The sequence below is a fragment of the Mycobacterium montefiorense genome (assembly GCF_025823255.1).
In the GTDB taxonomy this organism is placed as follows: Bacteria; Actinomycetota; Actinomycetes; order Mycobacteriales; family Mycobacteriaceae; genus Mycobacterium; species Mycobacterium montefiorense.
Genome location: NZ_JACKVL010000013.1, coordinates 965,770 through 990,871, shown reverse-complemented (window position 1 = coordinate 990,871; position 25,102 = coordinate 965,770). Strand labels below are relative to the sequence as shown.

Here is a 25,102-nt window from a genome sequence, read left to right as displayed (position 1 = left end):
TTCGTGATTAGTACGACACGATCTTTGGCCGGAGAAGCTGCCGGATCGCTTGCAGTCAGCAGGTTTTCGTACCGAAGCTGGCAACGGCAGGCATGGCCGGAACGCTGTCCAGGAGTACAACTGAAGACATGCCCCCTGTGTCGACTGAACCCTCGCCCTCTTCCGACCGGCAGCCGCACCTCCTCCGCGATATCGCAGAGTCCTTCGGAGTGGACGCCGATCGCTACGACCGGGTCAGGCCCCGGTATCCCGATGCCCTGATACAACGCATCATCGCCGCAAGCCCCGGCGCCGAATTCCTGGATGTGGGCTGCGGTACCGGCATCGGAGCGCGGCAGTACACGGCAGCCGGCGTCACGGTACTCGGCGTCGACCCGGACACCCGGATGGCCGAGGTGGCCAGGCGGACCGGGATCGAAGTCGAGATCGGCAACTTCGAAACCTGGGACGCGGGCGGCCGGTCCTTCGACGCGGTCGTCGCCGGGCAGGCCTGGCACTGGGTGGACCCGGTGCGCGGCGCCGGCAAGGCCGCACAGGTGCTGCGGCCACACGGCTTGTTGGCGGCGTACTGGCATGTCTTCGACCCACCCAGCGAGGTCGGCGGCGCCTTCGACGATGCATTTCGGCGGGTGGCCCCCGACGCGCCACCGCAGACCCCTGGTGTGGAACTTCAAGAGGCGAACCTGAACAGGGCTACCGACGGCATCCGAACTGCCGGCGGTTTCGCCGAACCCGAGCATTGGCGTTTCGACTGGCAACGGGGGTACACGCGCGATGAATGGCTGGACCATCTGGCCACCACCGGCCAGCTCACCCTGCTCGGGCACGACGAGGTGGCAGCGGTGCGAGATGCCGTCGGAACCGCAATCGACTCGCTCGGCGGCGGCTTCACGATGCAATACGTCACCCTGGCAGTCGCGGCGACGCTCGCCTAAGCCTTAACGATCGCCACCCGCACGCCGTCGCCGATCTCGGCTGGGTCTGCGGGATCGCCGAATTCGAAGCTGGTGGCTAAGATTTCACCGGCGATCAGGTCGCGGTGAACGCGCGCCCACTCGGACCGTTCGGCGGGTACGGCCATCACCACCCGGATGCGATCCGAGACGTCCAGGCCCGTCGACTTGCGCAACTCCTGCAGCTCGCGGATCCGGTCCTTGGCCCAACCCTCGGCCTCCAGCTCCGGGGTCACCGTACCGTCCAGCACCACCAGACCCGCGCCGGCGGGCAGTGCCGCGGTGAATTCCGGATCGGCGGCCACCAGCCGCGAGCTGTACTCCTCGGGTTGCAGCACGGCCGGACCGGCGGTCAGGGTGCCATCCAGGTTGACGACGCCCTGACCGGCCTTGACCGCCTTGATGGCGGCTTGCACGTCCTTGCCCAGCCGCGGCCCGGCCACCCGGGCGTTGACGGTGAGCTCGAAGCGGCCGTAGCTGTCGATCGCGTCAGTCAACTCCACGCTCTTGACGTTGAGCTCGTCGGCGATCAGATCAGTGAACGGGGCAAGCTGCCGCGGATCCTCCACTGCCACCGTCAGTTTCAGCAGAGGCAGGCGAACCCGCAGCTTCTTGGCCTTGCGCAGCGACGACGCGGCCGAGCACACCTCGCGGACCTGGTCCATCGCGGCGACCAGGCCGGGGTCGGAAGGCACCATGCCGGCTTGCGGCCAGTCGGTCAGATGGACCGACCGCTCACCGCTCAGACCGCGCCAGATGATCTCGGTGATCAACGGAAGCAGCGGCGCGCTCAGCCGAGAGGTGACCTCGAGCACGGTGTGCAGGGTGTCGATCGCGTCGTTGTCCTCTTCCCAGAACCGCGAACGAGACCGTCGCACATACCAATTCGTCAGGGCCTCGGTGAACTGGCGCAACTGTTCGCACGCCCCGGAGATGTCGCAGACCTCCAGCGACTCGGTGAGCTCGTCGCGCAGCACCGCGAGCTTCGCCAGAATGTAACGATCCAGTACGTGTGCCGAATCGGTGCGCCAGGTACCGACTTTCGGCGCGTAGAGGGCCAGGAAGCTGTAGGCGTTCCACAGCGGCAGCAGTACCTGTCGCACGCCTTCGCGGATGCCCTGCTCGGTGACGATCAGGTTCCCGCCGCGCGGGATCGGCGAGGCCATCAGGAACCACCGCATCGCGTCGGAGCCGTCGCGGTCGAACACCTCGGAGACGTCCGGATAGTTACGCAGCGACTTGCTCATCTTCTGGCCGTCGGAGCCGAGCACAATGCCGTGTGCCACACAGGTTTTGAATGCGGGCCGGTCGAACAGCGCGGTGGCCAATACATGCAGGGTGTAGAACCAGCCTCGGGTCTGCCCGATGTATTCCACGATGAAATCACCCGGGTAGTGAGTGTCGAACCAGTTCGCGTTCTCGAACGGGAAGTGCACCTGGGCGTACGGCATCGAGCCCGAGTCGAACCAAACGTCGAGCACGTCGGGGATGCGCCGCATCGTGCTGTTTCCGGTCGGATCATCGGGGTTGGGCCGGGTGAGCTCGTCGATATAAGGGCGGTGCAAATTGGTGGGCCGCACCCCGAAGTCGCGCTCGAGTTCGTCGAGGCTGCCGTAGACGTCGATGCGTGGATAGGCGGGGTCGTCGGACTTCCAAACCGGAATAGGGGTGCCCCAGTAACGATTTCGCGAAATCGACCAGTCGCGGGCGCCCTGCAGCCACTTGCCGAACTGGCCGTCCTTGACGTGCTCTGGGTACCAGGTGATCTCCTGGTTCAGTTCCACCATGCGATCCCGGAATTCAGTGACCGCGACGAACCACGACGACACCGCCCGGTAGATGAGCGGATTGCGGCATCGCCAGCAGTGCGGATAGGGGTGCTCGTAGGTTTCGTGACGAACCAGTACCGGCTGGTTCACCGCGACCGGCCCGCTCTGGTTCTTCAGGTCGCGGATGATGTTCGGGTTCGCGTCAAAGACGTGCTGCCGCTGGTAATCCGGGACCGTAACGTCGAAGCGGCCCTTGGAGTCGACCGGGGTGACCGGCAAGATGCCCACCTTGTCGGTGGTCGCCATGTCGTCCTCACCGTAGGCCGGCGCCATGTGCACGATTCCGGTGCCGTCCTCGGTGGTCACGAAGTCGCCCGGCAGCACCTGAAATGCTTCTGCTCTCCCCGGTTCCCCGGCCATGAAATACGGGAACGGGGGCAGGTAGCGGGTGCCCAGCAGGTCGACGCCGAGATGGGTGCCGAGGATTTCGGGTTCTTCGCCGATTTCGCGGGCATAGGCGGCCAGCCGCGCCTCGGCCAGCACGAACCGCCGATCCCCCACCTTCACCTGCGCGTAGGCCACGTCCGGGTTGACGGCAACGGCCAGGTTCGACGGCAGGGTCCACGGTGTCGTGGTCCACACCAGCAGGTAGGCGCCGTCCAGCTCGCCACCGGTCACCTTGAAGCCCACGGTTAGGGCCGGGTCCTGGCGGCTCTGGTACACGTCGTCGTCCATCCGCAATTCGTGATTGGACAACGGGGTTTCGTCGCGCCAGCAGTACGGCAGCACCCGGTAGCCCTCGTAGGCCAGGCCCTTGTCCCACAGCTGTCTGAACGCCCAGAGCACCGACTCCATGTACGGCAGATCAAGCGTCTTGTAGTCGTTGTCGAAGTCGACCCAGCGGGCCTGACGCGTGACGTAAGCCTGCCATTCGCCGGTGTAGCGCAACACCGATTCCTGGCAGGCTTCGTTAAACGCCGCGATGCCCATGTCGTCGATCTGGGACTTGTCGGTGATGCCGAGTTGGCGTTCGACTTCGAGTTCGGCGGGCAGCCCGTGGGTATCCCAGCCGAAGCGGCGGTCCACCTTGTATCCGCGCATCGTGCGGTACCGCGGGACAATGTCTTTCACATAGCCGGTGAGCAGGTGCCCATAATGCGGCAACCCGTTGGCGAACGGCGGCCCGTCATAGAACACATACTCTTCGGCGCCGTCACGCCGTGCGACGCTGGCCCGAAAGGTGTCGTCGCGAGCCCAGTAGTCGAGAACATCGACTTCGAGTGCGGGGAAGTCGGGGGCCCCACCGGGGAGCTTGGGATAAGCCCTGGCGTCAGCGTTTTCGGTCACGGTGCGCGTCGTCTCCTGCGTGCCTACGGTCAGGCCGGGGACGACGACGCGCTACCTGCGCGAGCACCGCGGTACCACCCCGCTTGCCGCGCTCACGCACGGCCGCTCGATAGTGGCTGTGACGGGCCTACCCGTTCGGGTCTACTGGGCCTGGCGGCTGTTCTTCCGAAGGCTCCCCGGTGATGGCCGGATCGGTGCCGTTAGGAAGATTCTACGGACCACTGCAAATCAAGAACTTCCGGCTCCAAGGGGCAAGCTGGCCGGCCAACCGGCCTGCGGTCGACTAGCCCCTTGGAGCCATCGGACTGGGTGCATCCATCCGATCAAGCCCGGACTTCGAGCAGCCCAACACGCAGCAGGGCCGCGTACACGTGACGCACCGGAACGGTCAGCAACAGCGCCACGCCGTCCACCACCGGGTCGTGGCCGATGCCGAACGGCAGCGCGTCGGCGCGGCGCGCCGCCTTCTTGGGTGCGGCAGCCCGCGTGGGGGTCATGTCGGGCACCACGTGCAGGTTGCGGGCGGGTGCTACGGCTACTACTTCGTCGAACAGTGCTGCGGTCATGATCGTCTCCTGACGGAATCGCAGACGGGTACTGACTGGACTGAGGTGTCCGTCCCGTAGTAGTTCCGATCCGAGAACGCTTGAGCGGCAAGCCGATTAACGTTATGCGGTGACTTAGCCGAGGGCGTCGAGCCGGAGGCCGGATCGGGACGGAACGGAGCCCGGATTTCGCTCCGGACTGCCACTGGAACTCACGAGTCCCTCACCTCCTCTACGGCCACGACGCGTGCGGTTTACCCACGTCTAGTGCGCGCACCAAAAGGAGTTCAGAATCCGGCGACCGCCAGAAATCCGCACCCCTCTCGTCAGAGCTTTGGCACCACACGACGTGTCCGGAAATTCGGAAGCCACTTTGGCTCAACCCTTAAGCCGGGAGGAGCTGTCCTGACCCGGGGCGTCTTTCGACGTTCGGGGTCAGTGGCCTGTGTTCGTGTAGCCGCCTCACCTAACGAGGTGCTGCTGCCATCCTCCACGAGGGGCCCAATCGGGTCAATCCGTTCCGGCGCGTGTCGGGCAAGTTCTGGGCGTCTTCACAGGTTTCCATCAGCTCTTCCGGTGCTGAACTGCGCAAATGCTATGACCTGAGCGGCTGTGGCATGGTTCACAGCCGCGGCACGCTTGGTCGCCGCACGCGAGGCTACATCCATTCCGGAACGCCCGGTCGCCTGGTCAATCGTCGGCCAAGTTTTCCAGCCGTCCGATGGTTTCGGCGAACTCTTCGATCATGTCGAGCATGACCTTTCGGGTCGGCCGGACCCGGTCGAGCGAACCGACCACCTGGCCGACGAAATAGGTTGCCAGCTCACGAGCCTTGGTGCCGGGATGAGCGGCCGCCTGGTTGATACGCATCTGAGGTTCGGTCACCAGGGTCGTCTACAGCGGCATACCAAGAGGCGCCGGGTTTTCGGGCCGCTCCCATTCCTCGGTCCAGGCCGTTCGCAGCATCCGCGCCGGTTTGCCGGTCATCGACCGCGATCGCACCGTGTCCGAAGAACTGGCGGCCAGGAACTTCTCCTTGACCACCGGATCCGTCTCGGCCTCCTCGGTGGTCAGCCAGACCGAGCCGCACCACACGCCCTCGGCACCCAGCGCCAGCGCCGCGGCGATCTGGCGGCCGCGGGCGATCCCGCCCGCAGCCAGCACCGGGACCGGTGCGACCGCGTCGACGACTTCGGGAACCAGGACCATGGTCGCCACCTCGCCGGTATGACCGCCCGCCTCGGTGCCCTGCGCAACGATCAGATCGACTCCGGCCGCGGCGTGTCGTCGCGCGTGCGCGGTGGTGCCGGCCAGCGCCGCCACCAACACGTCGTGGCCGTGCGCGCGTTCGACGAGGTCGGCAGGCGGCGGCCCGAGCGCGCTGGCGATCAACCGGATGTCATGGGCAAAGGCGACTTCGAGCAGCGGCTCATACCCCTTGGGCGAGATGTTGAGGCCGCCGGCGGATGCACGCGGCGGTTCGGCCGGCGCGCTGATGCCGTACCGGGCGAGCAAGTCTTCGACGAACGCGCGGTGCTCCTCCGGAAGCAGGTCCCTGACCTGTTTCGCGTCGATGCCGCCTTGCTCGGCGCCGACGTATTTGGGCGGCAGCAGCAGGTCGACCCCGTAGGGCTTGCCGCCGGTCTGCTCCTCGATCCAGGCCAGCTCGCTGCTCAGCCGCTGCGGGCTGTGCGCGACCGCCCCGAGGACGCCGAATCCACCCGCGTTGGTGACCGCGGCGACGACATCGCGACAGTGGCTGAAGGCGCATATCGGGAACTCCACACCGAGCAGCTCGGCGACTCTGGTCCGCATGTCACGACGCTATGAGTTATTGCCTGACATGGCAATCAACTCGCGGGTGCACACCCGTCGGGCGGCCAGCCCGACACGCCGTCCTCCAACGGGACTTCGAGGCTCTGCAGAATCGACGAGACCATTCGCCACGCGCTGATCGCGGTGACGAGCACCACGAGAATCGTTTTGTCGCTGTGCAATTCACGTTCGCAAGCCGCCCAGCTTTCAGCACTCACCGCGCCGTGGCGCACCACGTCGTCGGTGGCCGCCAGCACCGCACGCTCGGTGGGGCCGAATGCGTCGTGCTGTTGCCAGTCGCGCACGCCGACCAGGTCTTCGGCCGTCACGCCCAACCGGGTCGCGACGCGCCAATGCTGGGTCCATTCGTATTCGCATGCGGTGAGCCACCCGATCCGCATGATTATCAGTTCCCGTAACCGCGCGTCGAGGGAACCGTGCCACAGCATGGTGGCGAGCAGGTCGTTGACCGCACGCGCGAGCTGCGGATGGTTGAGCAACACCTGGAAGATGCTGAGTTCGGCCATGTAATCGGGAACGGCCGCCTCGTCGGCGGCGGCCTTGGCCTCACCGATCGGCAATCCGGGCACGCGGGCTGATTTCATCGTGTGAACACTCCGGTCTACTGGCGCAACATCTTCGCGTTCACCGGCAATGGTAGCCAGCTGCACGCCAGGCGCCTTGCGGGCGCGGTGCGTGCCGGGTTCGACTACAGCAATCCCACCAGCTGCAGGTCGGTGACGTACTTGATGATGACCGGTGCCGAGATGTGCGGGATGTCATTATCCGGGCCGATTTTCGCTTCCTGCACCGCGGCGCGGAAACGGTCGGTCGGCGCAAACGATCCACGGGTCGGCTCGAGCGCCTGTATCTGGTCGGGATTGTGCAGCATCAACTGCAGCATCTGCAGCACCGAGTGCTGACGCTGCCGATCCGGCAGAGCACGCAAGCCGGCCTCGAACTGACGCACCCACTCCCCGAAATCGTCGATGCACTGAATCGGATAGCCGGCATCGATCAGCCAGTCGACGTACGTGTCGATTCCGATGCCGTCGTCGTGCGGATTCATCACGTGATAGGTCTCGAACCCGTCGACCACCTGGGCACCCAGGGTTGCGATCGCCTCGGCGACGAACTCGACCGGCAGCCCGTCGAAGTGGGCCCGTTGCCGGTTGCCGTTCTCGTCGAGCTGGTAGAACGAGCCGGGAGCGACGCCGGTGGACACCAGGCTCAGAATCATCCGGGTAACGATATCGGTGACGTTGAACTGGCCCGCATAGCTGACGTCGGACAGGATCATGTCGCTGCGGAATACCGAAACCGGAAGGCCGAACTGCTCATTGGCCTCTCGCAGCAGTACCTCACCCGCCCACTTGCTGTTGCCGTAGCCGTTGGCGTAACTGCCGTCGAGGACGCGGGTAGGACTTACGACCCGGATGTCGGCATCCTCGGTGAACAGCGCCGGCTCAACCTGGCGACCCAGGTCCGACGTCGACACGTACGCGTAGGGCTTCATCCGCGTGGTCAGCGCGAACTTGAGCAGCTCGGCGGTGCCGACAACGTTGGGCCCGAACAACTCCCGATAGGGCAACACACCGTTGACCACAGCGGCCGAGTCGACGATCAGATCGACGGTGTCGGCCAGCCGCTGCCAGGTCTGCTCGTCCAGGCCGAGGTTGGCCTCGCCCTTGTCGCCGGCGACGACCTCGAGATGGTCGGCGGCCAGCTGATGGAAGTGCTCCACCAGCTGCGGATCCCCGCTGTCAAAGGTCTTCTCCAGCCGATTCCACGCCTCTTGATCAGAGCTGGCTCGCACCAGGCAGATCAGCTTGCCGTCAACGCGTTTCAGTTGCTTGAGCCACTCCAGGGCCAGATAGCGGCCCAAGAAACCGGTCGACCCGGTCAACAACACCGTGCGCGCCTCGGCACTCGGGCCGGGCAGTGTCGGTGCATCGTTGAGCGTCGTGTCGTCGATGAACTTGTCCAGCATCAGGTCGCTGGCGCGAAGCCCCTCGGTGTCGCGGCCATGCACGGCAACATAACTCGGTCCGTGCCGGTCGGATTCCTCGTCCGAGTCGACGTTGCTGTCCAAACGCCCACTCACGCTTCGGACCGACGGCCCCTCGAACAGTGTGCGCACCGACAGGTTGGCATTGAACGCCGTGTTGATCGCGGCGACGACGCGCATAGCCGACAGCGAATCGCCGCCCAGGTCGAAGAAGGAGTTCTCGACGCCAACCCGCTCCAGGCCCAGCACCTGGCCGTAGATCCCGGCCACGATCTCCTCGGTGGGCGTAGCGGGCGGCGTGTAACGGAGAACATTCTGGTATTCGGGTGCGGGGAGCGCGCGTTTGTCGAGTTTGCCGTTGACCGTTCGCGGCAACGTGTCGAGCACCACGACGGCCGTGGGGACCATGTAAGGCGGCAGCCGCTCAGCCAGCGCGGCGCGCATCTGCGCCGGGTCGACGTCCCCGGTGACGGTGACATACCCGACCAGCCGCTTGTCGCCCGGACGGTCCTCGCGAGCGATCACCGCGGCGGCCTGCACCCCATCGAGTGCGGCCAAAGCTATTTGTACCTCACCCAATTCGATGCGGTAGCCGCGGATCTTGACCTGCTCGTCGGCCCGACCGAGGTACTGCAACTGCCCGTCGGCACCCCAGCGCACCAAGTCGCCGGTGCGATACATCCGAGCCCCAGGCCCACCGAACGGACACGCCACAAACCGCGACGAGGTCAAGCCGGGCCGGCGCAGATAGCCGACGGCTACACCGCGACCCGCGATGTACAACTCACCGACCACACCCTCGGGCGCCGGACGCAGCCATTTGTCCAGCACAAACAACGCCGCACCCGGGATCGGCACACCGATCGGCGCGCCCCCGCCGACCGTGAACGGCGCACTGATCGCGGCATAGATCGTGGCCTCGGTCGGACCGTAGGCGTTGATCATCACCCGCCCCGACGCCCAACGATCCACTACTTCGTTCGGGGTGGCCTCCCCCGCCATCACTAGCGTCGCGGACTCCAGCCCCTCGCCCGGCATCATCGCCAGCGCCGACGGGGTTTGGCCCACCACGGTGACCTGTTCGGCGATCAGCAGGTCGCGCAGATCGTGGGCAGAAGCCACCGCCGACTCGGGCACCACGACCAGCCGCGCGCCGTGGAGCAGGGCATTGAAGATCTCCCACACCGAGACGTCGAAGCTGTAGGAGTGCCACTGGGACCACACCTGATCCGGCCCGGTGGGCGCATTAGGATCGGGCGATTCCAGCAGCGACGTCGCATTCGCGTGCGTGATCGCGACGCCCTTGGGCATCCCGGTCGTACCGGAGGTGTAGATCGTGTAGGCCAGATCCTCCGGCGCCGCCACCGGCAAGGTCACGTCCGAAGGGACGGCCAGGTCCGGGTCGTCGACGTCGATGACCGGCAGGTCGGCTCCCTCGAATCGGGACCGCATGGCCGCGTTGGTGACCGCCGCGACGGGAGTGGCATCGCCGAGCATGAACTCCAGTCGCGCATCGGGCATGACCGGATCGATCGGTAGGTAGGCAGCTCCGGACTTGAGCACCGCGATCATCGCCATGATCGCCTCGGCCGAGCGCGAAAACAGCAGTGCCACACACTCACCCGGGCGTGCACCGCGGTCGACCAGCACCCGCGCCAATCGCTCGGCCGCCTCGTCGAGCTCGCGGTAGGTCCATGACCGCTCACCGTCGACCAGCGCTACCCCGTCCGGGGTACGCGAGACCTGCGCGGCAAACATTTCCGGAATCGTCGTGGCCCCGACCACCGGCTGGGTCAACACCGCACGGTTGCCCCACTCGTCCAGGCGGGCATGCTCACCGGCATCCAGCACATCCATCGACGACAACCGCTGGGTCGGGTCGGCGGTCATGGCGGCCAGCACCCGCTGGAACCGCTCGACCAGCGTCTCGATGCTGGCCGGGTCGAACACATCGGTGTCGTATTCGACGCGGATGCCCAATTCGTGGCCCGGCAAAGCCATTACGGACAGCGGGTAGTGGTTGTACTCGCGGTTGGTGACATCGGTGATGGCCAGCTCGTGGACACCCACCGGCACGTTCGTGTCGATCGGGTAGTTCTCGTACAGGAACAAGGTGTCGAACAACTGGTCGTGACCGGTCGCGCGGTGAATGTCGGTAAGCCCCAGGTGCTCGTGCTCAAGCCTGTTGTTGTGAGCGTCCTGCAGTTGCTTGAGCAAGTCGGCGATGGTGGTGGCCACGGTGGTGTTCGCCCGCACCGGAACCGTGTTAATCAGAAGGCCCACAATCGATTCCGAGCCCACCACTTCGGGAGGCCGTCCCGAAACCGCGGTGCCGAATGCGACGTCACGCTGGCCGGTCAGCCACATCAGCAGCTGTGCCCACGCGGCCTGCAGCACCGTGTTGACGGTGGTGTGGCAGGAGCGGGCCAGCGTGCTCAACTCCCTGGTGGTCTCGACGGACACCCGGTACGAATCGACGCGCCGGCGGCCGAGTCCCAGCCGGGTTGCGGGGCCTACCAGGGTCGGGTTGTCGAAGCCGTCGAGCATCTGTCGCCACGCCGCCTGAGCCGCACCGCGATCCTGGGCCGCGAGCCAGGTGAGGATGCTGCGGTACGACGCGGGCGCCGGCAAGCGCTCACCGTAGTAGCTGGCGAAGATTTCGCGCAGCAGGATCGGCAGCGACCACCCGTCCATCACGATGTGATGGTTGGTGAGCACAAATCGGTGCTTGTTGTCAGCGATCCGGATCAACGCGGCGCGGAAGGCCGGCCGGGCGGCCAGGTCGCTGACGGCGTCCCGTTCCTCGGCGCACAGCCGGTCGACCTGCTCGTCGTGGCCGATTTCATCGCTGTCCAGCTGGATGTACCGCCAGGCCATGACTGGTTCGGCGGGGATGACCTGCAACGGCTCGTCGAACTGAGCGCAGAATCGCGCCGCCAGGTTGGGGTGCCGATTGACCACGGTCTGGAGCGCGTCGCGCAGCCGGTGTGGGTCGATGGCGCCGGCCACATTGATGCCCAACTGCACCGCATATACGTCGTCGCCGTTGTCACCGCCCTGGGCGATACTGGCGTGGAACAGCAACCCCTGCTGCACGGGGGTCAGCGGCAATACGTCGGCGAGACTGTACTGCTGCTCGAGATCGTTGAGCTGCTGCTGGCTCAGGCGTGCGGGCGCAAGGTCGGACGGGGTCAAGCCTCCCCCGCCATTGCGCACGTGCGCGCAGATACCGGTCAGCGCCTCAAACCACAGCTGACTCAGGCGGCTGATCTGTTCGCCGTCCAGCGCCGAGGGCGCCCATGTCCAGCTGGCGTGCAGATGCGGGCCCGCTTCGGTATCCATGGTCCCGGCGTTGAGGTCGACGGTGTGCATGAGTGGCAGCGGTACCGCGGTCGCCGCGCCGGCGACCGACAAGCCTTCTTCGGAGATCCGCCACAAATCGCCGGTGAGTTCGGCGGCGGTACCCGCGCCCAGCCGGCCCAGGTAGTTGAACCCGATCGCCGGGTCATTCCCCTGCAGGTCCACGTCCTTGTTCGCGTAGCGCAGCAGACCGTAGGTCAGCGGATCGGGCAGGCCGCGCAGCTGCTCCTTGGCGTCCTTGATCAACGGGCCCAGCGCCGTGTCACCGGCCATCACCTGCGCCCAGTCCAGGCCACCGACGGCCAGCGAGACCGGGTACTTGGTGGTGAACCAGCCGACCGTGCGCGACAGGTCGACGTTGGGCGCCAGTTCCTCGTGGCGCCCGTGCCCCTCGACCCCGATGCCGATCGGCGCCCCGCCGTTGTCCAGGAACTCCGTCCAGGCCAACCCGAACGCAATCAACAGAATGTCTTGCACCCCAGCGTGAAACGCCGCCGGCACCTCACCCAACAGCAGCCGGGTCGTCTCGACATCGAGCTCCGCCGACATCTGTTCGGCGGTGACGTAGGTGTCCACCTCGGGGCGCACCGCCGGCAACGCGGCCGGGACCGATGCCACTCTCCGCCACGCCTCGGCCTGCTCCACGACGGCGGGAAGCTGCGCGTGATCCTCGAGCAGCGACGACCACCGGGCAAACGACGTCCCGCCCGGGGGTAATGCCATCGGCTGTCCGCTGTGGTGCTGAGCCCACGCAATATTGAGGTCTTCCAACAGGATTCGCCAAGACACGCCATCGACGGCCAGGTGATGAATGATCAACACCAACTGGGACGTGGAGCCAACCCACAACGAGCTCAACATCACTCCGGCGGCCGGGTTCAACCGCGATCGCGCCTCGACGAGAGCCTCGTCGGACAGCACATCGACCGACGCCACCAGACCGGCGGCGTCCACGGTCCCGACTTCGGGTACCGCAAGCGACCACTCGCCCGCGTCGTCGTCCTCGACACGCAACCGCAAGGTGGCATGCCGATCCACCAACGCCTGCAGTACCGGTGCCACGTCGGCTTCGGTCACCCCGGTCGGCGCCTGCACCACCATCGTCTGGTTGAACTGTTCGACGGGGCCCACCACGCCTTGCAGCCAGCGGATGATCGGGGTGGCCACCACCTCCCCGATCCCCTCATCGACCACGCCGTCGGCGCCATCGGTCATCGTGGCCACCCGGGCCACTCGCGCCACGGTCTGCTCGACGAAAATGTCACGGGGACGGCACAACACGCCAGCGGCCCGGGCCCGGGCCGCTACCTGCATCGACAGGATGCTGTCGCCACCCAGGTCGAAGAAGGAGTCGTCGACTCCGACCTTCTCCACTCCGAGCACCTGGGCGTAAATCTCGGCGAGGATCTCCTCGACCGCGTCGGATGGAGCGCGGTATTCGCCGCCGCCGGCGTATTCAGGTGCGGGCAGGGCGCGTTTGTCGAGTTTGCCGTTGACCGTCAGCGGCAGCGTGTCGAGCACCACGACGGCCGTGGGGACCATGTAGGCCGGCAACCGATCGGCCAGTGCGGCGCGCATCTGCGCCGGGTCGGCCGCCGGGGTGACGGTCACGTAGCCGACCAGCCGCTTGTCGCCCGGGCGGTCCTCGCGAGCGATCACCGCGGCGGCCTGCACCCCATCGAGGGCATCCAAAGCTGCTTGTACCTCACCCAATTCGATGCGGTAGCCGCGGATCTTGACCTGCTCGTCGGCACGGCCCAGGTACTGCAACTGCCCATCGGAGCCCCAGCGCACCAAGTCACCGGTGCGATACATCCGAGCCCCAGGCTCACCGAACGGACACGCCACAAACCGCGACGCCGTCAATGGAGACCGACGCAAGTAGCCGACCGCCACACCACGACCGGCGATGTACAACTCACCCGTGACGCCCTCGAGTGTCGGCCGTAACCACTTGTCCAACACGAACAACGCCGCACCCGGCACCGGCGAACCGATCGGCGCGCCCGAATCGGGCGTCAACGATGTGCTCATCGCCGCATAGATGGTGCCCTCGGTCGGGCCATAGGCGTTGATAAGCACCCGCCCCGGCGCCCATCGGTCCACCACCTCGGACGGCAGCGCCTCGCCAGCCACGAACACCGCCGCGGACTCCAAGCCCTCCGACGACAACATCGCTGCCGCAGAGGGGGTTGGCATAGAACGCTGACCTTTTCGGCGACCAGCAGGGAGTGCAGGTCCTCCGGTGAACTCGCCACGGTCTCGGGGACGATCACCAGCCGCCCGCCGTGCAGCAGGCAGCCGAAAATCTCCCACACCGAGACGTCGAAGCTATAGGAATGCCATTGCGACCACACCTGTCCCGAGCCCGACGGCACGCCCGAGTGCAGCTTTTCCAGTAACGAGGTCGCGTTCTGTTGGGTGATCGCCACGCCCTTGGGCACCCCGGTCGTACCCGAGGTGTAAATCATGTACGCCAGATCCTCCGGTGCCGGCGCCGACAACTTCGTGTCGGGGTCGGCGCCCGGCTCGTCGAAGTCGACGACGACCAGATCGGCTCCATCCAAGCGCGACCGCAGTGCCGCCGTCGTGACCGCGGCCACCGGTGCGGCATCGCCGAGCATGAACTCCAACTCGCGCGTCCGGCAATGCCGGGTCGATCGGCAAGTAGGCAGCTCCGGCCTTGTGCACCGCGACCATCGACACGATCGCCTCGGCCGACCGCGAAAATAGCAGTGCCACAGTCTGACCCGGGCTTGCGCCGTGACCGGTTAGCACCCGTGCCAATCGCTCCGCGATTTCATCGACCTCGCGGTAGGTCCACGACCGGTCACCGCACACCAGCGCCACTGCCTCAGGAGCCGCTGCGACCTGCGCGGCGAACAGCTCCGGAATCGTCACGGCCGTCACCGGCCGGGTCAGCACCGCGCGGTTGCCCCAATCGTCTAACTGCGCGGCCTCACCACCGTCCAGGAGGTCAATCGATAAGAGCCGCCGTTTTCCGTCGGCCATTACTCGTCCCCTGCGTCGTCGGTCATGGCCACCAGCACCCGCCGCAACCGCTCGAGCAGCGTCTCGATGCTGGCCTTGTCGAAGATGTCGGTGTCGTACTCGACGCGCAGGCCCAGTTCGTGGCCCGGTACGGCTTGCACTGAAAGCGGGTAGTGGTTGTATTCGCGGTTCGTGAACCTGGTGATCGTCAGATCCTGGACACCCGACAGCGCAGCGGCGTCGATCGGGTAGTTCTCGTAGACGAACATGGTGTCAAACAGCTGGTCGTGCCCGGTGATTCGGTGAATTTCGTTCAACCCCAAATACTGGTGTTCGAGTGTGTCGGTGTAGGAGTTCTGCAGTTGGTCGAGCAAGTCGCCGAGTTGAGGTTGGCGCGGATCGGCACCGTGTTGATCATCAGGCCGACAATGGATTCCGCGCCCGGCAGATCAGTCGGGCGTCCCGAAACCGCGGTGCCGAACGCGACGTCCGGCTGCCCGGTCATCCGCATCAGCAGCTGCGCCCACGCCGCCTGCAGCACCGTGCTTACGGTGGTGCGGCAGGAACGGGCCAGCTCGCTCAGGGCGCTGGTGGTGTCCGCGGACAACTGGAACTCCTCGACGCCCCGCGGTCCAAGTCCCATCCGTTGCGGCGGCCCGACCAGGGTCGGGGTGTCAAAGCCACTGAACACCTCGCGCCACGCCGCACGGGCCGCACTGCGATCCTGATCAGCGAGCCAGGCGACAAACCTGCGGTACGACACGGCCGCGGGCAGCCGATGGCCGTAGTAACTGGCGAAAATCTCTTGCAGCAGAAGCGGTTTCGACCAGCCATCCAGCACGATGTGGTGATTGGTCAGCACAAACCGATACTGGTCTTCCGCGGTGCGCAGCAACGCCGCCCGGAAGGCCGGCAAGGCGGCGAGATCGCAGACGGCGGCACGCTCGGCCGCGGCCACCTGCTCAACCTGCTCGTCGACGTCACCGTCCAATTCGAGGTACTGCCAAGTCAACTCGGGCTCGGCCGGCAAAATCTGCAGTGGCTCGTCGAACTCGCCGCTGAAGCGAGCCACCAGGTGCGGGTGCCGGGTGACGACGGCATGCACCGCATCGCGCAGCCGGTCGGAGTCGACGGCACCGCTGATGTTGATGTCCAGTTGCACCGCATACAGATCGTCGCCGCTGACGCCGAGGTCCTCCGCGGTACTGGCGTGGAAGAACAGGCCCTGCTGCAGCGGGGTCAACGGCAGCACGTCGGCGATCTGGTCGAGCTGTTGCAGTTCGTCGATCTGCTGCTGGCTCATCCGGGCGGGCGCAAGGTCGGACGGCGTCAGGCCGCCGCCACCACCACGCACGTGCTCGCAGATGCTCGATAGCGCGTCAAACCACAACTGGCTCAACCGAATAACCTGCGCCTCATCAAGCGCCGACGATGCCCATGTCCAGTTGGCCTGCAACTGCGGGCCGCTCTCGGTGTCCATGGTGCCGGCGTTGAGCTCGACGGTGTGCGCCAGCGGCATGGCGACAGTTGTCGCCGCCGCCACCCCTGCCAAGTCGTCCTGGGAGATGCCCCACAGGTCACCGGAGAGGTCGGCCGCGCCCGCTCCCAGCCGGCCCAGGTAGTTGAAGCCGATCGCCGGGTCGGCTCCGTCCAAGTCGACATCGGGGTTCAAGTAGCGCAGCAGACCGTAGGTCAGTGCATCGGGCAAGCCGCGCAGCTGCTCCTTGGCGTCCTTGATCACCGGACCCAGCGCGGCCTCACCGGCCACCACCTGCGCCCAGTCCAGACCGCCGACGGCCAGCGACACCGGGTACTTGGTGGTGAACCAACCGATCGTGCGCGACAGGTCCACATCGGCGGCCAACTCCTCGTGCCGGCCGTGACCCTCGACATCGATGCCGATCGGCGCCCCGCCGTTGCTCAGGAACTCCGTCCAGGCCAACGCGAACCCAATCAACAGAATGTCTTGCACCCCAGCGTGAAACGCCGCCGGCGCCTCACCCAACAGCAGCCGGGTCGTCTCGACGTCCAGCCCGACCGACAGTTGTCCGGCCGTGTCAAACGTGTCCGCCGACTGTACTGCCGGTAGTGCGGCGGGCACGGCAGCCACCTGCCGCCACGCCTCTGCCTGGGCTACCACCTCGGGAACGCGCGCATGCTCAGCAATCAGCGACGACCAGCGGGCGAACGACGTGCCCGGTACCGGCAACGCCACCTCTTGCCCGCTGTGATGCTGAGCCCAGCCAATGTTGAGGTCTTCCAACAAGATTCGCCATGACACACCATCCACGGCCAGGTGATGAACGATCAGCACCAATTGCAACGTGGAGTTGGCCCACACCGCACTGAGCATCACACCGGCGGACAGGTTCAACCGCGACCGCGCTTGGACAAGCGCCTCGTCGGACAACACGTCGACCGACTGCAGCAGTGACCCCGCATCCACCGAGCCCACCTCGGGGACCCACAACGACCAACCACCGGCACCGTCGTCGTCGACGCGCAGCCGCAACATGGCGTGGCGATCCACCAACGCCTGCAGCACCAAGGCCACGTCGGCCTCGGTCACTCCGTCGGGAGCCTGCACCACCATCGTCTGGTTGAACTGCTCGACCGGGCCGTCGGTGTCACGCAGCCAGCGAATGATCGGGGTGGCCACCACCTCGCCCAGACCCTCGTCGGCCGCGCCGCCGCCTTCGCCGGCCAGGCTGGCCACCCGGGCCAGCCGGGCCACGGTCTGCTCGACGAAAACGTCACGGGGACGGCACACCACACCGGCCGCACGGGCCCGGGCTACCACCTGCATCGACAAGATGCTGTCGCCACCGAGATCGAAGAAGGAGTCGTCCACTCCGACCCGCTCAACTCCGAGCACCTGGGCGTAAATCCCGGCCAAGATCTCTTCGACCGCGTCGGCCGGGGCGCGATAACTGTCGACACCTTGGTATTCCGGCGCGGGCAGGGCGCGGGTGTCGAGTTTTCCGTTGACCGTCAGCGGCAGCGAGTCCAGCACCACCACCGCGACCGGCACCATGTAGGTCGGGAGCCGCTCGGCCAACTGGCTGCGGATCTCGTTCGGGTCCGCGGTTCCCGTGACATAGCCGACTAGACGCTTGTCGCCGGGGCGGTCCTCGCGAGCGATCACCGCGGCCTGTCCTACCCCGTCCAAACCGGCCAGCGCTGCCTGGATCTCGCCGAGTTCGATGCGGTAGCCGCGAATCTTGACCTGCTTGTCGGCGCGACCCAGGTAGCGCAGCTGCCCGTCGGTACCCCAGGACACCAGGTCTCCGGTCCGATACATCCGAGATCCGGGTCCGCCGAACGGGCAGGCGACGAACCGCGTCGTCGTCAAGTCCGGCCGGCCGAGATATCCGCCCGCCACACCGGCGCCGGCCACATACAACTCGCCGACCACCCCGGGCGCGACGGGCCGCAGCCAGCCGTCCAGCACGAAGAAGGCCAGGTGCGCCAGCGGCACCCCGATCGGGCTGTTGTTGCTCTCGACGTCGGCGTCGACGATCTCCCGGAACGACGCGTGCACGGTGGTCTCGGTGATGCCGTACATGTTGATCATGCGCGGCAGCCCCGGGTGATTGTGCAACCACGTCTGAAGCCGTTGTGGCTCAAGCGCTTCGCCACCGAAGACCACAGTCTGAAGTTTCAGCTGCTGGCCGAGCTCCGGCTGCAGCGCGTCGGCGGCTTGCAGCGCATAGAACGCCGATGGTGTCTGACTCAAGACGCTGACCTGTTCGCTGACCAGCAAGGCGTGCAGGTCTTCCGGCGAGCGGACGATCGAGTCGGGCACCACGACCACCCGGCCGCCGTGCAGCAAGGCACCCCAGATCTCCCACACCGAGTAGTCGAAGGCCAGCGAATGGCACTGTGTCCAAACCTGTCCCAGCTCCATCTCGGCGTCGAGGGACTCCAGCAACTGCGTCACGTTGCGATGCGTGACAGCCACGCCCTTGGGCTTACCAGTGGTTCCCGAGGTGTAGATGATGTAGGCAACGTGGTCGGCTGCAGGGGTCGGCAATGCGGTGTCGGGTGCCGCGCTGACGGCTGGGTCGTCGATATCGATGACCGCCACGTCGGCCGCGTCCAGCCGCGGCCGCAGGTCCGCCGTGGTGACGGCAGCGATCGGCGCGGCGTCGGAAAGCATGAAATCCATCCGCGCCGTCGGGTGCGCGGGGTCCATCGGCAGATAAGCCGCCCCGGTCTTCAACACCGCCAGCAGCGACACAATCGCCTCGGCGGATCGATTGTGCAGCACCGCCACTCGTTCGCCGGGGCCTGCACCGCGGTCGGATAGCAAGTGCGCCAACCGATTTGCGGCCTCATCGAGCTCGCGGTAGGTCCAGGAGCGATCCCCGCAGTTGACCGCGACGGCCTCGGGGGCGCGGGCGACCTGTGCGGCGAACAGCTCGGGAATCGACACCGGAGCACTCGCGGGCTGCGTCAGCACCGCGCGGTTGCCCCACTCCTCAAGTCGCGAATGCTCGTCGCTGTCAAGAAGATCGATCGCCGACAAGCGTCGCGTGGGATCGGTGGTCATGGTGACCAACACCCGCCGCAACCGCTCGATCAGTGTGTCGACGGTGGCCACATCGAAGACCTGGGTGTCGAACTCGACGCGCAGGCTCAGTTCGTGGCCCGGTGTCACCACGACCGACAGGGGGTAGTGGTTGAATTCGCGACTGCTGAAGTCGGTGATGGCCAATTCGTGGACGCCCAACAGAGCGCCGGCGTCGACCGGGTAGTTCTCGTAGAGGAAAAGCGTGTCGAACAGCTGGTCGTGACCGGTGACGCGGTGAATGTCGCGCAACGCCAGGTGGTCGTACTCGAGGGTGTCGTTGCGCGCCCGCTGCAGCTGGCCCATCAGGTCGGCAACGGTCGTCGTCGCTGAAGCGTTGGCGCGCACCGGAATCGTGTTGATCAACAGACCCACCAGCGCTTCCGCGCCGGGCAACTCGGTCGGCCGGCCGGAAACAGCAGTGCCGAAGGCGACATCCTGATGGCCCGTCAGCCACATCAGCACCTGCGCCCACGCCGCCTGCAGCACGTTACTCACGGTGGTCTGATGCGAGCGGGCCAGCTCGGTCAGGGCTCCGGTGGTATCGGCACCAACCCGATACGATTCGACGCCGCGCTCAGCCGCCTGCCCCGGCGGGCTCACTAACGTGGGCGTGTCGAAGCCGGCCAGCAGCTCACCCCACGCCGCTTGGGCCGCATCGCGATCCTGCTCGGCCAGCCAGGTGACAAAGCTTCGATACGACGGGGCCGCGGGCAACCGCTGCCCGTAGTAAAGCGTGAAGATCTCCTGCAGCAGGATCGGCAGCGACCAGCCATCAATCACGATGTGGTGAATGGTCAGCACAAACCGGTGCCGGTTGTCTCCGGTACGGATCAGCGCCACCCGGAACGCCGGCTCGTCGGCGATGTCACAGACGGCGGCGCGTTCGTCGGCGCACAGCTGCTGGACCCGCCGATCGACTTCGGGGTCGGCACCGCTCATTTCGGCGTACTGCCACGCCATGACGGGCTCGGCCGGAATGATCTGGATCGGCTCGTCGAACTGTTGGCTGAACCGCGCCGCCAGGTTGGGGTGGCGATTGACCACCGACTGAACGGCCTCGCGCAGCCGCTTCTGGTCGAGCGGGCCGGTGACGGTGATACCCAGTTGCACCGCATACAGGTCGTCGCCGGAGCCTTCCGCGATCGCGGCGTGGAACAACAGTCCCTGCTGCACGGGGGTCAGCGGGAGCACATCGGCGATGCGGATCTGCCGGGACAGGTCGTCGATTTGCTGCTGGCTCAGACGGGCCGGGGCAACGTCGGACGGTGTCAGCCCGCCGCCACCGCTGCGCACATGCGCGCAGATGCCGACAAGCGCGTCGAACCAGAGTTGGCTCAGCCTGTTGATCTGGGTCTCGTCGAGAGCTGAAGGGGCCCAGGTCCAGTTGGCGTGCAAATGCGGCCCGGCGTCGCTGTCGATCGTGCCGGCATTGAGCTCCACGGTGTGTGCCAGCGGCATGGGTATCGCCGCGGCCGCGGCGGCCAGGTCGAGGCTCTCCTGGCTGACCCGCCAAAGATCTTCGGAGAGCTCGGCCGCCGAGGCGCCCATGCGGCCCAAGTAGTTGAACCCGATCGCCGGGTCGGTTCCGGCCAGGTCTACCTCGGGGTTCAGGTAGCGCAGCAGACCGTAGGTCAGCCCATCGGGCAGAGCGCGCAGCTGTTCCTTGGCTTCCTTGATGACGGCACCGAGTGCCGGGTCGCCGGCGGTGACCCGTGCCCAGTCCAGCCCGCCGACGGTCAACGACACCGGGTACTTGGTGGTGAACCACCCGAGCGTGCGCGACAGGTCGACGTAGGGAGTCAGCTCTTCGTTGCGCCCGTGGCCTTCGACGTCGATACCCAGCGGCTTGCCCGGGGAGCCCAGGAATTCCGCCCAGGCCAACCCGAACGCGATCAACAGAATGTCTTGCACCCCAGCGTGAAACGCGGCCGGAACCTCGCCCAGGATCTGACGCGTCGTGTCGACATCCAGGTCTACTGACAACCGCCCGGCGCTGGCGTGCGTGTCCACCGCGGGCTGCACCGCCGGCAACACGGCCGGGGTCGACGCCACCTGCCGCCAGGCGTCCACTTGCCGCACGACGGCCTCGGAGCGGGCGTGCTCTTCGAGCAGTGCCGACCAGCGGGCGAAGGACGTGCCCGGTGCCGGCAGCTCCACGTCCTGCCCGCTGTGATGCTGGGCCCACGCAATGTTGAGGTCCTCCAACAGGATTCGCCACGACACCCCATCGACGGCCAGGTGATGAATGATCAAGGCCAACTGCGACGTCGAGGTGACCCACAGCGCGCTGAGCATCGTCCCGGTGGACGGGTTCAGCCGCGACCGCGCTTCGACGAGCGCCTCGTCGGACAGCACCTCGACCGACTGCACCAGACCGGAAGCATTCACCGACCCGACGTCGGGCACCCACAGCGACCAGCCGCCGACACCGTCATCATCGGCGCGCATCCGCAGCGTGGCATGACGATCGACCAACGCCTGCAACACCACCGCGACGTCGGCTTCGCTCACTCCGGTGGGCGCCTGCACCACCATCGACTGGTTGAACTGTTCGACCGGGCCGTCGGTGTCCTGTAGCCAACGGATGATCGGTGTGGCCACCACCTCGCCGAGACCCTCGTCGGTCGCACCGATCTCACCGGTGGCGACGTTGGCAACCTGGGCCAGCCGGGCCACGCTCTGCTCGACAAAAACGTCCCGCGGACGCAGCAGCACACCCGCCGCCCGGGCCCGGGCCACCACCTGCATGGACAGAATGCTGTCGCCGCCCAGGTCGAAGAATGAGTCGTCGATCCCGACTCGCTCGAGACCCAGAATTTCGGAGTAGATGGCGGCCAGGACCTCTTCGACCGCGGTTGTCGGAGCACGGTAAGCGCCACCGACGTTGTGGTACTCGGGCGCCGGCAGGGCGCGAGCGTCGAGCTTGCCGTTGGGGGTCAGCGGCAACGAGTCCAGGACGACCACCGCGGCCGGGACGATATAGGCCGGCAGTCCCTCAGCCAGCCTCGTCCGCGCCGCGGCGGGGTCGATGGCGCCGGTGACATAGCCGACCAGGCGCTTGTCGCCGGGACGGTCCTCGCGGGCGATGACGGCCGCCTGCTTGACGTCGTCCAGCGCGGCGAGCGCGGCCTGCACCTCACCCAACTCGATGCGGTACCCGCGGATCTTGACCTGTTCGTCTGCGCGACCGAGGTAGAGCAGCTGTCCATCGTCGCCCCACGAGACCAGGTCTCCAGTGCGATACATCCGATCCCCCGGCTGCCCGAACGGGCACGCCACGAAGCGCGACGAGGTCAGCCCGGCCCGGCGCACATATCCACACGCCACCCCGGCTCCCGCCACATACAACTCACCGACCACGCCCGGCGGCACCGGCTTCAGCCATCGGTCCAGCACGAATAACGCCGCACCGGGGACCGGCGAACCGATCGGCACCACGCCGGATCCGGGCACCAGTGGTGCGCTGATCGCCACACAGACCGTGGTCTCGGTGGGACCGTAGCCATTGATCATCACCCGTCCGGGTGCCCATTGGTCCATGACCTCGGGTGGGCAGGCCTCGCCCGCGACCACCAACGCCGCCGTCTCCAAACCCTCGGGTGAGAGCATCCCGACCGCAGAGGGTGTCTGGGTGAGCACGCTGACGTGTTCGCCAACCAGCAAGGCGTGGAAGTCTTCCGGTGAGCGAGTCACCGACTCGGGCACCACAACCAGGCGCCTGCCCCCGAGCAGGGCAGCCCAGATCTCCCACACCGAGAAGTCGAAGGACAGCGAGTGGCACTGCGACCACACCCCGGTCCGCGGCAGGCCGGCATCGAAGCTGGCGAACAGCTGCGTGACGTTGTGATGCGTGACGGCAACGCCTTTGGGAGTGCCGGTGGTGCCGGACGTGTAGATGATATGGGCGATATTGTCCGGGTCCGGCGGCGGCAATGCGGTGCTGGGCTGCGTCGCGACACGCGGATCAGCGACGTCGATGACCACCAGATCCCGGCCGTTCAACCGCGACAGGAGATCGGCGGTAGTAACCACCGCGGTCGGCGCGGCGTCGGCGACCATGAACTCCGTTCGCGCCGAAGGCAGTGCCGGGTCGATCGGCAGATACGCAGCACCGGTCTTCAACACCGCCAGGATCGCGATGATCGCGTCGGCCGAACGGGAAAACTGAAGGGCCACACAGTGGCCGGGGCCCACGCCTTCGCTGGCCAGCAAGTGCGCCAATCGATTAGCGGCCTCGTCGAGTTCCCGATAAGTGGTGGATCGGCCCTCGAAAGTGACCGCCACTGCCTCGGGGGTGCGCTCGACGTGTCCGCTGAACACCGCCGGAATCGACAGCTTCGCCGTGGCCGATTCGGTCAGCACCGCGCGGTTACCGATCTCGTCAAGGCGGGCCGAGTCACCGGCGTCCAGAGCCTCGATCGACGACAGTGGCGCGTCGGGGTTCTCGACCATCGCCAACAGGACGCGCTGCAACCGCGCGGCAAGATCGGGGACGGCGAAATTCGCGAACGGCTGCCCCGGACCGGCCGTGCTCAGGTGGAGCTGATCGCCGGCACCGAGGAAGAAAAATCCGAAGTGGCCAACCGGGCCGTGGTTGGTGTACGACGCATGCGCCGGAGCACCGGCAAGGTTCAGGGTCAGGCGCGACGGGATGAAGTTGACGCCCACCCGATTCGCGTCCTGTCTGGCGCCACCCTCACCTTCGAGGGCGTGCACCGGGAAACGCTGATGCTGCAACAACTCCCGAATTCGCGTGTCGACATGGGCAACGAAATCGGCAACCGTCGACTCCGGTGATGTCGTCAAGACCAACGGAACAACTCCGGCAAGCATCGCGGGCAGTTTCTTCGATGCTTCGGTCACCCGGCGGCTGACCGGGAAATCGAGCACCACCTCGGAAGCGTTCCCAGACCATCCGCGTACCAGCAGCGCACACGCGGCGGTAATAGCCGAATACCGGCGTACCCGAAGCTGTTTCGTCAATTGCTGCATTCGGCCCACGACCGCCGGGTCCACCTGAACCGACGCGGAAGTCAGATACGGGTCGCGCTCGGCCGTGGCCTGAGGTAGCCGGTAATGGAATCCGCTTTCCGAGGGCAGGTGTTCCTGCCAATAGGCCTGGTCGTCCTGATAGTCGGGGGACGCCTCGTAGCCGGACTCGCAGTCGATCAAGTCCTGCAAGGAGCCGAAATACGCGTCGGGCGCCGGCTCACCGGCGACCAGCGCTGAGTAGATGGTGGCAACCCGGCGACTCACCAGGGCCATGCCCATGCCGTCTACCGCGATGTGGTGACAGCAAGCAAACAAATAGAATTCACTGTCTTGTGTTTGGAATAACGCAAATATGAAAAGCGGACCAGAGAATGGCATTGGCGTACGTTGAATTGACGATGCCGTTTCGCGGGCTTTTCGAACAGGATCCTCCGCGCCTCTTAAATCATAGAAACCCAGCTCGGTATCCGGATAATCGACAGCCTTTTGCAAAACGTGGCCATCCGCTTCGAAGAACGCGACCCGGCCGGATTCGGCTTCGGCGACCACTTGGCGGATCGCCTGCTGCAGCAAATCGCGATCGACGTCACCCTCGATGCGCACCAAAAGGCCGAGCTGCCACTCGGTGCCGGCAAAGCCGGTTTCCTGCGACAGCCAAATGTCCAGCTGCCCACGCGTCAGCGGGTGTGTCTGCTCACCACGTTCCATGTGAGACCCCCAGAGCTCCACCCGAGTCCCCATACCCAGGC

General features: G+C 66.2%; 4 protein-coding genes, 3 pseudogenes and 1 riboswitch. Of the genes and pseudogenes, 1 reads left to right on the top strand and 6 read right to left on the bottom strand.

Annotated features, from left to right (window positions below):
* Window positions 1-209 precede the first annotated feature (209 nt).
* Window positions 210-935, top strand: coding sequence for a class I SAM-dependent methyltransferase (locus tag H7K34_RS18075; protein WP_264063361.1), 726 nt, complete (start codon window positions 210-212; stop codon window positions 933-935).
* Here the strand turns inward: H7K34_RS18075 and ileS are convergent.
* The 6 genes and pseudogenes from ileS to H7K34_RS18050 form a co-directional block, all read right to left on the bottom strand.
* A complete protein-coding gene (gene ileS / locus H7K34_RS18070) occupies window positions 932-4,069 on the bottom strand; it encodes an isoleucine--tRNA ligase (RefSeq protein WP_264063360.1) in 3,138 nt (1,045 codons plus the stop codon). The two genes, H7K34_RS18075 and ileS, sit on opposite strands and share 4 nt — an antisense overlap.
* 323 nt (window positions 4,070-4,392) lie before the next feature.
* The gene (locus H7K34_RS18065) at window positions 4,393-4,635 is read right to left on the bottom strand and encodes an Rv1535 family protein (RefSeq protein WP_264063359.1); all 243 of its coding nucleotides are present in this window, start codon (window positions 4,633-4,635) and stop codon (window positions 4,393-4,395) included.
* Window positions 4,636-4,925: 290 nt separating this feature from the next.
* Window positions 4,926-5,095, bottom strand: a riboswitch (M-box (ykoK) riboswitch).
* A 209-nt stretch (window positions 5,096-5,304) separates the two neighbouring features.
* Window positions 5,305-6,429: pseudogene (locus H7K34_RS18060) on the bottom strand (NAD(P)H-dependent flavin oxidoreductase).
* A 35-nt stretch (window positions 6,430-6,464) separates the two neighbouring features.
* Window positions 6,465-7,034, bottom strand: a complete 570-nt coding sequence (locus tag H7K34_RS18055) for a carboxymuconolactone decarboxylase family protein (protein ID WP_264063358.1) — start codon at window positions 7,032-7,034, stop codon at window positions 6,465-6,467.
* Window positions 7,035-7,138: 104 nt separating this feature from the next.
* Window positions 7,139-8,332 (bottom strand): annotated as a pseudogene (locus H7K34_RS27065) (thioester reductase domain-containing protein); the annotation flags it as partial.
* Between the two features lie 207 nt (window positions 8,333-8,539).
* A pseudogene (locus tag H7K34_RS18050) lies at window positions 8,540-25,094 on the bottom strand (amino acid adenylation domain-containing protein); the annotation flags it as partial.
* Between the last annotated feature and the right edge of the window lie 8 nt (window positions 25,095-25,102).